At 70.0% G+C, this 14,050-nt stretch carries 6 protein-coding genes and 2 pseudogenes; 5 read left to right on the top strand and 3 right to left on the bottom strand.

From position 1 onward, the window contains the following. Positions 1 to 129, top strand: a pseudogene (locus tag KGA66_RS32260) (carbohydrate ABC transporter permease); the annotation flags it as partial. Positions 130 to 306: 177 nt separating this feature from the next. Here KGA66_RS32260 and KGA66_RS24475 read toward each other — a convergent pair. Continuing rightward, positions 307 to 573, bottom strand: a pseudogene (locus KGA66_RS24475) (peptidase S8); the annotation flags it as partial. 365 nt (positions 574 to 938) lie between these two features. On the opposite strand from KGA66_RS24475, the gene KGA66_RS24480 reads away from it, so the two are divergent. The 4 genes from KGA66_RS24480 to KGA66_RS24495 all read left to right on the top strand — a co-directional run bounded on the left by KGA66_RS24480 (position 939) and on the right by KGA66_RS24495 (position 9,665). Then, on the top strand, positions 939 to 2,798 hold the full coding sequence (locus KGA66_RS24480; protein ID WP_211471087.1) for a hypothetical protein: 1,860 nt from the start codon (positions 939 to 941) through the stop codon (positions 2,796 to 2,798). 267 nt (positions 2,799 to 3,065) lie between these two features. Next, on the top strand, positions 3,066 to 3,527 hold the full coding sequence (locus KGA66_RS24485) for a hypothetical protein (protein ID WP_211471089.1): 462 nt from the start codon (positions 3,066 to 3,068) through the stop codon (positions 3,525 to 3,527). A gap of 162 nt (positions 3,528 to 3,689) precedes the next feature. Further along, complete coding sequence (locus KGA66_RS24490) at positions 3,690 to 5,378, top strand: serine/threonine-protein kinase (RefSeq protein WP_211471091.1); 1,689 nt, start codon at positions 3,690 to 3,692, stop codon at positions 5,376 to 5,378. A gap of 252 nt (positions 5,379 to 5,630) precedes the next feature. After that, entirely contained in the window at positions 5,631 to 9,665 is a 4,035-nt protein-coding gene (locus tag KGA66_RS24495) for a fibronectin type III domain-containing protein (RefSeq protein WP_211471093.1), read from the top strand. Positions 9,666 to 9,692: 27 nt separating this feature from the next. On the opposite strand, the gene KGA66_RS24500 is transcribed toward KGA66_RS24495, so the two are convergent. Together KGA66_RS24500 and KGA66_RS24505 are read right to left on the bottom strand one after the other, a co-directional pair. Beyond that, positions 9,693 to 11,465: a serine/threonine-protein kinase gene (locus KGA66_RS24500; protein ID WP_211471095.1), complete on the bottom strand. Its 1,773-nt coding sequence runs from the start codon at positions 11,463 to 11,465 to the stop codon at positions 9,693 to 9,695. 89 nt (positions 11,466 to 11,554) lie between these two features. After that, a partial coding sequence (locus tag KGA66_RS24505) for a type I restriction endonuclease subunit R (protein ID WP_211471097.1) occupies positions 11,555 to 14,050 on the bottom strand: 2,496 nt, incomplete at its 5' end.

Raw genomic sequence — 14,050 nt, forward strand, 5'->3', positions numbered from 1 at the left:
AACAACAATCAGCAGTGGAACGCGATCATGGCTACTGCCGTGGTCGCCTCGATCCCCGCCACCGTCCTGCTGATCCTCGCCCAGCGTTACGTCGCCGCCGGAGTCACCGCCGGCGCCGTCAAGGACTGAAACCGGGCACTGACAGCGAGTACTGACAGCGAGTACTGAAACCTGGTCGCGTGCGCGTCCCCGCGAGAACGGGCGGCCCCGGGATCCGCTCTGGATCCCGGGCCCGCCCGGCACAGTCACGACCGCGGCATCAGCCGCCTGTCAGATCAGTACGCTGCCGACACACGATCAGCCCACGAACGCGGCCAGGCCGTCAGGCGTTCCCCAGCCGGTCGGGCCGTCGTAGCCGACCTCTGCCGTGCACAGGTAGGCCGGGGAACAGGAGGTGGTCGAGCCGGCGGTCACGTCATACAGCGAACCGGTGTGGCTGTAGACGTCCGACGCCGGGTAGGTGCTGGCGCCCGGAGCGCCGGCGTCCGCGTACACGGCGGCGATCAGCGGCGAGGCGACGCTGGTGCCTCCGTACACGGTCCACCCGTTGGCGCCGTAGGTCTGATAGACCGAATTCGATGAAAGCCGCGCACTCCGTAGTGGGAGCCGCGGATTGCGCAGAACGTAGCGAGGGGCGTCAAGACAGGCAAGGCAACCGGCGATTATTCGCCGATTCGTAACGTGCGTGCTCCGCCGATTCGCTCGCCCACCCGGCCCCGCCGACCCGGCCCGCGGAGGCAAACCCGCGCCCCGCCCGGCAGCTGACGACACGACACCGATTCAGTAGCGAGGTTGCTTCCCTCAGTAACCGGCGGCCCCTACAGTGAGCCCGGGGATGGGACCTCGCAGCGCTCAGCGCAGCGCCCGCGGCTCCGGCGTGCCGGAAACGCGGACGCCCGCCGCGCGCTCCCGATTAGGAGGCCAATGTGCGACCGAGTGTGAGAGATCCTCGCCACCGGCTCACCGTCCCGCTGCTGTCGGCCCTCGCGGTCATCGCCGCGTCAGCGGTCGCCGTCAGCGGGCCGCCCGCCGCCGCGTCCAGCAGCGCCCTGGACCCGGGTGTCGGCGTCGTCCCACAGGGACTGCAGAGCAACACCCAGTTCGCCGCAAGCTACACCGCGCACCACGTCACCAACACGACGGCGACCACCACGCAGACCAGCTGCTACCGCCCCGAGGTCAGCTATTTCACCAGCCTCGGCCCGAACGACGGCTACAGCGGCATGTCGTCGTGCCCAGGCGCGACCACCGGTGAGGACATCGGCACCACGCCGTACGCCACCCAGAGCGGATCCAACCCCGGCTACCCGGCCTCGGGGCCGATGCTGGTCAAGGACCACGCCGAGTCGGACCTGCGCGTCGACCCGACCGATCCGCAGCACCTGATCGGCTCGTCGAAGTGGATCGTCAGCGCCGAGGGCTACAACCACCTGCTCGGCTTCTACGAGTCCTTCGACGGCGGCAAGACCTGGTCCGTGTCCGGGCACATCCCCGGATTCGAGGGCTGGACCGACAACACCGACCCGGTCGGCGCCTTCGACAGCTACGGCGACTACTACTCGCTGACGCTGAACTACCAGTTCTTCTACAACGCCGACGGTTCGCACAACTACTCGGTCGGCACCTCGCGGGAGCCCAACCCGGCGGAGCCCTCCGAAGTGATCGCGATGGCGGTGCGCCCGCACGGCGCGACCACCGCCACGCAGTGGACCACCACGGTCGGCGGCCACCCGGACGTGCTCGCGTCCTACGACTCGCTGGGCAACAGCGCCGACAAGCAGTGGCTCACCATCGACACCAACCCGGGCAGCGCGCACTTCAACCGCGTGTACGCGATGTGGGTCGACTTCCACTATCTGACACCGGTCCCCTACGTCTCCTACGCCGACGCCCTGCCCGGCGGACAGCACACCGCGTGGTCGAAGCCGCAGCCGCTGCCGGTTCCGCCACACACGCCGACCGGTGCGACCTACCTGCTTCCGCACGTCGCCGCGGACGGCACGGTGTACACGACGGTCACCAACTCGGACCCGGCGCACCAGTACGCCAGCGACGACATCTTCGTCGACGCCTCCACCGACGGCGGCGCGACCTGGTCGACCGTCGGGACGCCGGTGCCTTCCGTGACCCCGCCGCCGTATACGTACGCGAACACCACGTTCCGCGACGGCATCGAGGACACCTTCACCGTCGGGCCGAACGCCGTCTCGGGCCACTACCCGCTGTACGTCTCGTATGAGGACTACAGCGCGGGTGTCGACAACGTGATGCTGACCGCCTCCTACGACGGCGGTGCGACGTGGACCGGGCCGATTCAGGTCGACGACAACGCCGCGGCGGCCGACGAGTTCCAGCCGAACCTGACCGCGGCGGGTGACGGCACCGTGTCCGTGGCCTTCTACGACCGCAGGCTGGCGTGCCCGGCGGCGGGAACCGCCGAGGCGAAGGCCGCCGGTCTCGCGCTCGATCGGGTCAACTCGAGCTACCCCGGATCGCTGCCGCCGTACAGCGCGGCGAACTACTGCATCGACACGGCCGTCCAGTTCTACGACGCGTCGTTGCGCCCGCTGGGCAACAACATCCGCCTCTCGGCGCACGCCTTCGACCCGCAGCTCAACTCGCCGCACCCGGGGAGCGCAGGCAGCGCGACCACGTTCCTCGGCGACTACTTCGGCAACATCACCGCGGCGACGTCCGGCGCGGCCGTCGACTACACCACCTCCGTCACGACGTACAACGACGGCACGAACCCGAAGAACCAGCAGCAGCAGCTCATCGCGCAGGTCGCCATTCCGTGACGGACCGCGGCTGCGTCTGGACGGTGCGGCCGTCCGGACGCAGCCGTACGCGCCGTCACCTCATGGCGAGCAGCGCGCCGGGAGCGGGCGTATGCCGGTGATCGGCGATGTACGGCCGCGTACGGCGATGTACGGCCGCGTACGGCGGCGTACGGAATCCGCGGTCTCCTTGCCGGCCCGCTGCCAGCATGGACCGGCGATCCCCCGCCGGGGATCGCGTCCGCCTCACGCCACGTCATTGCCTGGCGTTCCCGGGAAGGTCTGCCGATGATCAAGAGGGGTCTGCACAAGAGAGCGGCCGCGCTCTGCTCGGCGGTGGCCACCGTCGGGCTGGCTTCGCTGGCCGTCGCGCCGCCCGCCTCCGCCGACACCATGCGCACGCTGAACCTGGCGATCACCTGCGAGACCGGGCTGGCGTACGGCCTGGAGGTCGACACCGGCTCCGGCTGGTACTTCCCGAACGGTTCCAGCTACGTCAGCGGCAACTACAAGTACTTCACCGTCTACATCCCCGCCAGCGCAAGCCTCCTCGAATACCAGCCCACGTACTGCGACAACCAGCCGACGGCCAACAGCCAGCCCATGTGGGAGGGCTACTCCTACAGCATCACCCCGGGCACCTCGACCATCAACGCGACCGGGTACGTCACCGACTACTCCTACAGCGTCGGCTACGGGTACAGCTACCTCTTCTACTTCTGCGCCATCAACTCGCTGAGCTACAGCTGACCGGGCCGTGGCGGCTCCGTCGCCTGTCCCACAGGTCAGGGGGGACGACGGAGACGTAACGGGACGTAATGAAGACGTATACATACGGATGGGGCGCGCATCCGGAAGGTCGGCCCAGCGGACGACGGTAACGCGCAGCGGGTTCGGGGCACCTGTCTCCATATGCGCTCCGACACTGCGGCGAGAGTCGTCGCGCCCGACGGCTTGATCGTCGGGCGGTATCGTCTGCTGGGCCCGCTCGGTGCGGGCGCCAGCGCGACCGTGTGGGCGGCCGTGGACGAGACGCTGGGCCGGCAGGTGGCGCTCAAGCTGCTGTCCGGCCCGACGGCCTTCGACGATGCCGATCGGGACCAGTTGCGCACCGAGGCCCGGGCGCTGGCGTCGCTGGCGCATCCGCGCATCATCGTCGTGTTCGACTACCTGGAGGCGCCGGGCCTGGACCGGTCGGTGCAGCCCGTCCTGGTCACCGAGTTGCTCGAGGGCCGGGACCTGGCCGCGCGGCTGGAGGAGGGGCCGCTGCCGTGGCCGACCGCGCTCGGCGTCTGCGGTCAGCTCGCCGAGGCGTTGGCCGCCGCGCACGCGGCGGGAATCGTGCACCGGGACGTCGCGCCGGCCAACGTGATGCTCACCGTCGGGGGCGTCAAACTACTGGACTTCGGGATCGCGCAGGGCCCCGCAGACCGCCGCGATCCGGACGCAATGGCCGTGGGAACTCCGGTCACCATGGCACCGGAGCAGTTGCGCGGGCACCCGGCGCTTCCCGCGTCGGACATGTACGCGCTCGGCTGCACGCTGTACTGGTGCCTGACCGGGCGGCCGCCGTTCCCGAACAAGGACGTGGCCGGCCTCGGCGCGGCGCACCTGCGCAAGGCGCCGCCGCCGCTCGGGATCAACGGCCTTCCGGTGGGTGTCGAGAGCTTCTATCTCGCCTGCCTGGCCAAGAATCCGGCCGCTCGGCCGACCGCGCAGCAGGCTGCCGGCCTGCTCGCGCCGTACACGCGCACGATCTCGGGCGGCTCGGCGCCGCAAGCGGCGGCCGCGCCGGCGCCGGGACCGGCCGGCGGCGAAGACGCGACGCAACTGCTTCCCGCGGTCACCGACCCGGGTGATGGCGCGGCCGTCGGCTTTGCCGCGGCCGTTCCCGCAGCTGACGACGCCGCAGCTGACGACCCCACCGCGATCACCCAGTTCGTTCCGGGCCATGGGGTGACCAGTCACGCCGGGCGGCGGCGGCCGACAGACCGTCGCAAGGTACTGCCGGGGGTGCTGGTGGTCGTGGCGCTGGCCGCCGTGATCGCGGTGCTGGTGGGACTGGCTCACGCGATTGGTGGGGGCGACGGCGCGGCCGCGCCGAGCCTGAGCGGGAGCGCCGGGGCGTCGCAGGCCGCCTCGAACGCGAGCACTCCGGCGGATTCCGCGACACCGACGGGCACGGACGGCGCCACGCCGAGCGCGTCCGCGTCCGCGTCGCCGACCGTGTCGGCGCCGACTCCGGCGAACTCGAAGGCGAACCCGTTCGCGCAGGCTTTCCCGGATCCGGCCACGGACCCGAGCGGCTACCTTCAGGCGCTGTCCCAGCAGGTGCGCGGGTTCGTCGCGCAGGGCCCGCGAACGCTGCAATCCGGCGCCGGCCAGGACCTGCTCAATGGCATCGGCACGGTGCAGAACAGCGTGGCGTCCGCGCAGCAGAGCCGCGGCAGGAAGCAGTGGCGCACGGTGCAGAGCCAGATCGCCAACCTGGAGCAGCTGGTTTCCAACGACGCCGCGGCCGGCGCGGCGTCTCAGGCCGTGGCCAATGCCTTGACCGGTGAACTGCAACAGCTCGCCGCGAATCTACCCACCCTGGGCTGAGCCCGGGCGGGCATCGGCCATCGGTCGCGGGTGCCGTCGCGGGTGCCGTCGCGGTCGCGGTGCGCGCGGGCACGCACAGTAGCCCCTTTATTCCGGTCATCACAAGGAACGATTGATCGCACGCGAACGACTGTCCTCAAGCGAACTGGCTGTCTGTCAGGTGGTTTCCTGCTACGGTCGGGGATGACGTCGGTGGGGATCGCGTCGCGGGTCCGGTGACGGCTCCGGTGGGTGGGGTTGGGGAGGGTGGCCGTGCGCCGTTTCCTGGTCGGCTCGGTAGTGGTCTCGACACTCGTGGCCGGTTTCGCCGCGTGGGCGCCGCCCGCGCGCGCCGCGTCGATCGATCCGTCCGCGGTGACGGCGAGCGTCCAGGGCCTGAACGTCGCGGTGTCGTGGGCCGACGGCGATACCGCCGGGGTCACCGGGTACACCGTCTCCACCGTTCCGCAGTCCCCGGTCGTGACGGTGCCGCCCGGCGCCACCTCCGCGGTGCTGACCGGCACGCGCCCGGGGATCTCGTACACCGTGCAGGTCGCGGCGCAGACCGGCGCGGGCGCCGGAACCCAGGTCGCCGCGCCGAGTCCGGTGACCACACATGCGCCCGGCGGCTCCTACGTCGCGCTGAATCCGGCCCGGCTGCTGGACACACGGATCGGGCTCGGCGCACCCGCCGGCGTGACGCAGCTGGTTTCGCTCACGGTCACGGGGCGCGGCGGCGTACCCGCCACCGGGGTCTCCGCGGTCGCGCTGAACGTCACGGTCACGACTCCGCAGGGCGGCGGCTACCTCACCGCGTACCCGGCGGGCGTGTCCCGGCCGCTGGCCTCGAACGTCAACTTCATCGCCGGGCAGAACCAGGCCAACCTCGTCGTCGTGCGGGTCGGCACCGGCGGCCAGGTCGAGCTCTACAGCTCCGCGCCCGCGCAACTCGTCGCGGACGTCTCCGGTTACTACACGACCGCGGCCGCCGCGTCGCCGAGCACAGGGCTCTACCACGCGCTGCCGCCTTCGCGCCTGCTGGACACCCGCGACGGGACCGGTGTGCCCGCCGGCGCCGTCGGCACCGGCCAGTCGATCAACCTGCAGGTGACCGGAGTCGGCGGGGTGCCCGCGACCGGCGTGTCAGCCGTCGTGCTCAACACCACCGTGACCGCGCCGACCACCGGCGGCTACGTGACCGTCTACCCGGCCGGGACGACGCGGCCGACCACCTCGACGCTGAACTTCACCGCGAACGAGATCGTCGCTAACCGCGTGGTGGTGCGCGTCGGCAAGGGCGGCATGGTCTCGCTGTACAACTACTACGGCAACACGCACCTGGTCGCGGACGTGACCGGCTGGTACACGGACGGCAGCGACGCCTCAGCGGGCGGTTCGTACTACGTCGCGCTGCCGCCGTACCGGCTCGTGGACACCCGTTACGGCACCGGTGCGCCGAAGGCGCCGATCGGTCCGGGCGGTGTGCTCCCGGCGCAGGTCGCCGGCGTGGACGGGGTGCCGGCCGCGAGTTCGTCGATGCCCGCGACCGGTGCCGCGCTGACCGTGACCGAGGCGGGCAACACCATCGGGATGTACGCGACCGTCTACCCGTCGCTCGCGGCACGCCCCCTCGCGTCGGACCTCAACGCCCCACTCGGGCGTGTCATGGCGAACCTGACACTCGGCGCGCTCGGTGTGGACGGCGCCGTGGACGTCTACAACTACAGCGGCGACACCGAATTCATCGTCGACCTGTCCGGGTACTTCATCGGTGACGTGCACATCCCCAGCTCGACTGTCACGCCCGCGCCGGGCGCCGTCACGTCCGTGACGCAGGGCTCGGACGGGCCCTCCTCGGTCACCATCGCGGCCGGGAATCCGGCGCCCGGCATCGGGCAGGTCATCGCGGCCGGGTCCAGCGCGGCGGCTCCCGGCGGCGTACTGGGCCAGGTCACCTCGGTGTCGACCGACAGCGCCGGGGCGAGCGTCGCGGCGCTGCAACCGGCCACGCTGCAGCAGGCGCTCGGCAACGCGGACATCGCACTGAACGTGCCGCTCGGCGCGGCCGACGTGGTCACCACGCAGACGAGCGCGCGCAGCGCGCCGCAAGCGACCGGCGGCGGCTCGGGCGGGTACAGCGGCGTCGTGGACGAGGCGCAGCTGCGGGCGCGGGTCACCGCTCGCGACAGCGGCACCCCGATCAACGCCTCGGGCGGCGGTGCGTGCTCGGGCGATCACGGGTCCACCGTCGCGGTGACCGCGAGCTTCACCACGGCGCTGGTCTTCGAGGCGCACCTGGGCCATCGCGGTTTCGTCCCGACGCTCAGCGCGAAGGCCGGCATCGACATCGCCGAGCAGCTCGGCGCCTCGGTGGCGTACACCGGGAGTGTCGCGTGCCAGTGGAGCGCGCAGCTGGCCAAGTACACGTTCCGGCCGGTCGAGTTCGCGGTCGGCGACGTGCCGGTGGTCATCGTGCCCGTATTCACTCTCACGATGCGCGGCAGCGCGCAGGGCAGCGCTGAGGTGTCCGCGTCGATCAGCCAGAGCGTGCACGCGCAGGCCGGCATCGCCTACCAGGACAACTCGGTGACGCCCTATCAGGGCCTCAGCAACTCGGTCAGCCACACCGAGCCCGGTATCACCGCCGCGAACGCGGACGTGTCGGTGGCCGTGACCGGCGACCTGGAAGGGAAGCTGTACGGCATCGCCGGTCCCGAGGCCGCGCTGACCGTGACGCTGGCCGCGCACGCGGACGTCACCGCGAGTCCGTGGTGGCAGCTGACGCTCAGCATCGACGCCGACGCCGCCCTGCACATCAGGATACTGATATTCCATCTGGATCTGAGCCAGTCGTTCAACCTGGCCTCGTTCGTCCTGGCGCAGGCTGCCGGCGCGGCGACGAGTTCACCTCCGGTGATCGTGACCACGAGCCTGCCGGACGCGGTGACCGGCCAGTCCTACAGCACCCAGCTGACCACGGCCGATCACCGCACCGGATCGTGGTCGGTGGTCTCGGGTTCGCTGCCGGCCGGACTGCACCTGTCCGGTTACACCGTCTCCGGCACGCCGACGACGGCCGGCACCGCGCACTTCACCCTCGGGTTCACCGACACGACGGGGCACAGCGTGCAGGCCGCCGCGACGCTCACCGTGGATCAGGGTTCGACTCCGAGCACGGGCGCGCTGTCGGGCCGGGTGACCGACTCGCGCGGCGACCCGCTCGCCGCCGTGAGCGTCCAGCTCTACCAGTGCAGCCCGTACTGCGTCAGCGGCCCGATCAACTTCGCGAGCACGGCCGCTGACGGTACGTACTCGTTCACCGGCGTCGCGACCGGGACCGGATACGTGGTCTGCTTCGATGGTTCGAACGCGACCGGCGGTGTCTCCGACGCCACCGGCTACGTGTTCACCTGCTACGGCTACAGCGCCACGAACAACCAGGCGACCCGGTTGACCGTGAACGGCGGCCTGACCACCACGGGGGTCGGGGCGTGGCTGGTCACGGGCGGCGCGGTCAGCGGCCATGTCACCGACAGCGGCGGCCACGCGCTCGCGAACGACGCTTTCGGCGGGGCGCTGACCTACTCCATGGGCGGCCTGCTGCCGGATCCCACGCGTACGCCCACCGCGTACACGGACGGGAGCGGCAACTACCGGATCAAGGGCATCGACCAGAACTACTACGCGATCTGCTTCGAGGGCGACGTGTATCCGGTCGGGCCCGGTAACACCGGCTACGGCAGCAACTGTTACGGCAACCTGGCGGTCTCTGTCTCGATGAACAACGCCATCCCGGTGACCGCGGGCGAGACCGATACCGGGATCGGGATCGCGCTCGGCCCGGGGGCGGCGCTCTCGGGCAGGGTGACGGACAAGAGCGGCAACGCGCTGGAGAACGTCACCGTGTATGTGAGCGGGCAGTCCGCCGTCAATTCGACGAACCCCGCGTACGACTCGGATTACTACGTCGCCGACACCGCCCCGGACGGCACGTACGTGGTCGGGAACCTGACGCCCGGCACGGACTATGACGTCTGTTTCGACGGCACGTACGCGACCGGCGCGGCAAGTGCGCCCTATGGTTACGCGTTCGGCTGCTACAACGGCGCTTCGGGCTACAACGACGCGACCTTGGTGCCGTTGACCACTGCGGGACAGTACCTCACCGGTATCAATGGCAGTCTCGCGGCGAACACGTCGCCGCCTGCGACTCTCACCGCGGGTGTGCGTTCCCGTCTGGCTCCGCCGGCCGGTCCGGGTGCGAAGCGGACTGTCGTGCTGCCTGCGCCGCCGGTCAAGCGCCGGTGACCGTGTTCAGGCCCGCTCGTGACCTGGTCAAGCGCCGGTGACGGTGTCGAGGTGCCGTAGCTGCCGGTCGAGCTGTTTGACGTGCGTGGACGTCGGCCCGTAGGCGGCCGCGTAGAGGGCGCGCACGGCGTGGAACTCGGCGCGCGCGTCCTCGACGCGGCCGGTGGCGGCCAGCATCATGGCGATCAGGTAGCGGGCATCGCGGTACTGCTCGGCGCGCACCAGCGCGTCGGCGTCCGCGGGCGTGCCACTGCCCGCGGAGTTGCTGTCCGCGGAGCTGTTGTCCGTCGAGCGCCTGTCCGCTGAGCCGGTCAGGTGCGTGTGCTCGACGTAGAAGCGCAGGCGGGCCAGTGCCTTGTCCGCTTCACCGAGCTCCGCGTAGCAGTACCCTGCGTAATAGCTGCATTCGGCGACCAGGGGTGATTCGTCTCCGAGTCCGTGTGCGAACTGCGCGCCGACTCCGTCGAACAGGGGCGCGGCCCGCGTGTATTCGTCAGCTGAGAACAGCGTCCCGGCGAGGGCGTGCCGTAGTTCGAGCGCGAGGATCGGGTCGTGTTCGGCGCGTGCCACGCCGTCGCTCAGCAGGTCGATCGCGCGTTGCGGCTGTTCGGCTTCGGCGAGCAGCCCGGCCCGCGCGATCAGGTCTTGCGCTTCGGCTTCGGTGAGCGGCGGCCCGGCGGCGGGTCGCGATCGCGGCCGGGCTTGCGGCGCGTAGGTGCGCGACGCCAGGGGGCGCCGGAAGGGCAGCGTCGGATCGGTGGCGGCATCAGCAGTGCCGCCACGCCGCGCGGCATCTCGGGGCCGCGCGGCCGCGATGGGGAGTAAAGCCTCGTATACGCTTTCCGCTGCGGGCCGTTCGCCGGGGTCTTTGGCGAGCATCGCCCGCACCAGTTCGTCGAGCGCGGCCGGCGCGTCGGCGCGGCGTTCGCGCACGGAGGGCACGGGTGCGAGCAGGTGCTGTTCCCGGTAGCTGCGGCCGTGGCGTTCGTCGTAGGGCGGGTGTCCGGTGAGCAGTTCGTGCAGGAGGCAGCCGAGCGAGTAGACGTCGCTGGGCGGGCCGATGGGCCGGTCGATGGACTGCTCGGGGGACATGTACGGCGGGGTGCCGACGGTCCGGTCGATCTGGGTGAGCCGTGGCAGCGCCCCGGCGCCTTTGAGGATGGCGATGCCGAAGTCGAGCACTTTGACGAGGCCGCCGCCGACGAGCATCACGTTTTCGGGTTTGATGTCGCGGTGTACCACGTCGACTTGGTGTACGTCGGCGAGGGTCGCGGCGATCTGGGCGGCGATGGCGGCGGCCCAGGGCACGGCGGCTGGTTCGTCGGCGCGCCGGCCCGCGTTGATCAGGTCGCGCAGGGTGCTGCCGGTGAGCATCTGCATGACGAGGTAGAGGCGGTCGGTGTGTGCTTCGACGCCGGTGTCGTAGACGGCGGGGATGCCGGGGTGTTCGAGGCGCGCGGTGGTGCGGATTTCGCGCAGGAACCGTTGCCGGTCGCGTTCGTGGTCTTCGGCGATCTGCCGCGCTTCGGGGCCGCCCGGTGGTGCTGGGTGTGCGGGGGTGGGCAGCATGACTTTGACGGCGACGCGCCGGTCGAGCCGTTCGTCGTAGCCGTGCCAGACCTGGCTCATACCGCCGGTGCCGAGGATGCCGTCCATCCGGTAGCGCCCGGCCAGCAGCCACTGCGCCGGCGTGTCGCCTCCGCCGACCGTGCCGCCTCCAGCGCCGCCTGCCGTGCCGTCTCCCGTCCCACCTCCAGCGTCGTCATTCGCGCCGTGGCCGGTTTCGGAACCTGCGCGCATGTGGCCCACCCCGTCACTCACGCCTGCCCGCTTCCCTTCATGTGTCGCCCCCTCGCGCGCGATGCCACCGCCTGCCGGCCGCCGCGTCGTCAGCGTTCGCCGGTGCGTTCGCCGGTGCGGGTGTCACGCAGGGCACGCATACGGCTGATCGCTTCGTCTCGCATGGGCGAGGTGATCAGCTGGAACGCGCGTTTGCGCATGGTCTGCCGCAGCACGCTCTTGAACTCGGGATTGTCGAAGTACAGTCGGCCGAACTCGGCGTTGCGGTCCATGTTCTCGCCCACGATCTGGTCGAGTTGCCCGTCGGCGACCTGGTTGAACTTCTCCTCGTCGTTCATCAGCGCGATCTGTTGCATGCGCGGGTTTTCGGCGAGGGTGACGATCTGCTGGACGACGAGCAGTTGGTGCGCGGTGCCGAGGTCGAGCCCGAATTTGCGGTTGAGTTCTTCGATGACCTCGCTCAGCGGCTCCTCTTCGACGCGGCGGGCCGCGCCGCCGTCGAGCGAGAAGCCGGGGATCAGCTGGTCGCCGGAGGGGGAGAGGCTGAGGCGTTCCTGGCCGATCTTGTTGAGCGCGAGGTGCGAGAGGTCGGTGTCGCCGATGTCGACGCTGGGGCCCGGGCGGCGCGGCAGCCGGTTGAGCAGCACCCTGCCGTACTGGTAGAGCCGTTCGAGGTCTTCGTCGGCGAACCCGACGACTTGGGCGAGCAGGCCGTAGGCGCGCACGTAGTCGCTCAGCGCGGAGCGGAACTCCTCCGCGTTCTCCCGGTCGGCTTCGGCGAGTTCGGTGAAGCGGTCGACCGCGGGTTGCAGGTACCGGTACAGCCGCGCGTGGATCTGCGTGTCCTTGAGCAGCGGGTCGGCTCGGCGCGCGGCTTCGAGTTCGCGTACGAAGGCGTCCATCTCGGAGACGACGAGGAGCCGGAAGTCCATGGCTTCGCGCTGCTTGTCGTAGAGCAGGTTGGGGTCTTCGGGTTCGGTGATGGTGGTCTCGAAGTAGGGCCGGAAGGCTTCCTGGATCGCGGTTGCTTCGTTGGCGAAGTCGAGGACGAAAACATCCGCCTGGGTCTTCGCCGGGTGCGTGCGGTTCAGGCGGGAGAGGGTCTGGACCGCGGCGACGTCCTTGAGCGGCTTGTCCACGTACATGGCGGTCAGTAGCGGCTGGTCGAAGCCGGTCTGGTATTTCTCGGCGACGACGAGGATCCGGTACTCGGTCTTCCGGTGCACGGCCGCGTCTTTGTCGTCGACCGCGGTGTAGTCGAACTTTCCGGGCAGCGCGGCCTCGCCGAAGCCGTTGAGCTGTGTCTCGGTGTAGTCGACGTCGTCGACGGTGAGTTTGCCGGAGAAGGCGACGAGCGGGGTGCAGTCGGTGGCTTCGAGTTGCGCGACGTACTTGCTGATCGCCTGGTACAGCCGCAGCGCGTGTTCGCGGGAGCGGGTGACGACCATGGCTTTGGCGCGTCCGCCGAGTCGGCCGGCGATTTCGGCGCGGAAGTGGTCGACGATGATTTTCGCGCGCTGGTCCTGGCTGGAGGGGTGCAGTTCGGCGAGCCGGACGAGCGCGGCTTTGGCTTTGCGCGGGTCGACTTCGGGGTTGGCGATGGCGGATTGTTCGGCTTGTTCGATCGCGGCGTTCCGTAGCCGCCAGCGCGTCTGGTAGGTGATGTAGTTCGCGAGGACGTCGAGGATGAAGCCCTCGTCGATGGCCTGCCGCATCGAGTACGTGTGGAAGGGCCGCAGGTGCTCGGGGTCGGCCGGGTCGGGGGTGCCGAAGAGAAGCAGGGTTTTGTGCTTGGGTGTCGCGGTGAAGGCGAAGTAGGACAGGTTCGGGTGCCGGCCGCGTGCGAGCGCGGACGCGGTGAGTACGTCGCCGTCTTCGTCGATCTCGTCGGCGCCTGGCCCGAGGTTGCTGAGTGCTCCGAGGGCGCGCTTGAGTGCGGCGGCGGATTCGCCGGACTGGGAGGAGTGCGCTTCGTCGATGACTATGGCGTACCGCTTGTCGCGCAGCGCGGCGACCTTGCCGAGGATGTACGGGAACTTCTGCAGCGTGGTGATGATGATGCGGGCCGTGGAGCCGGTGAGCGCGTCGGCGAGTTGGGTGGAGTCCTCGTCGATTTTCTTGACGACGCCGGGGACGTGTTCGAACTGGTAGATGGTGTCTTGTAGCTGCTGGTCGAGGACGAGGCGGTCGGTGATGACGATGACCTTGTCGAAGACCGGTTGGTTGGGCCGGAGGCCGGCCTCGCGCGCTGAGGGGTCGAGAAGCGTTGCGTCACCGGGGGTGTGCAGCCGGGAGAGCCGGTGCGAGAGCCACGCGATGGTGTTGGATTTACCGGAGCCTGCGGAGTGTTCGATGAGGTAGTTGGCGCCGGAGCCGTGGGTCTGGGCGTGGGCGACCATGCGCTGTACGGCGTGCCACTGGTGGTAGCGCGGGAAGATCAGGGGCGCCTTGTGCGGGTCCTGTCGCGTGCCTGGGCGGGAGGCCGGCTCGACGTGGATGTAGCGCTCGATGATTTCCAGCCAGTTGTCAGGGTGCCAGATCTGCCGCCAGAGGTACGCGGTTGCGTACGTGTCAGGGGTCGGGGA

The sequence above is a fragment of the Actinocrinis puniceicyclus genome, assembly GCF_018283645.1.
GTDB lineage: Bacteria > Actinomycetota > Actinomycetes > Streptomycetales > Catenulisporaceae > Actinocrinis > Actinocrinis puniceicyclus.

Bases quoted from the DNA above. Each gene is read 5' to 3' on its own strand.
- KGA66_RS24500 (WP_211471095.1), bottom strand. From the start codon at position 11,465: ATGCGCGCAGGTTCCGAAACCGGCCACGGCGCGAATGACGACGCTGGA.
- KGA66_RS24490 (WP_211471091.1), top strand. From the start codon at position 3,690: ATGCGCTCCGACACTGCGGCGAGAGTCGTCGCGCCCGACGGCTTGATC.
- KGA66_RS24485 (WP_211471089.1), top strand. From the start codon at position 3,066: ATGATCAAGAGGGGTCTGCACAAGAGAGCGGCCGCGCTCTGCTCGGCG.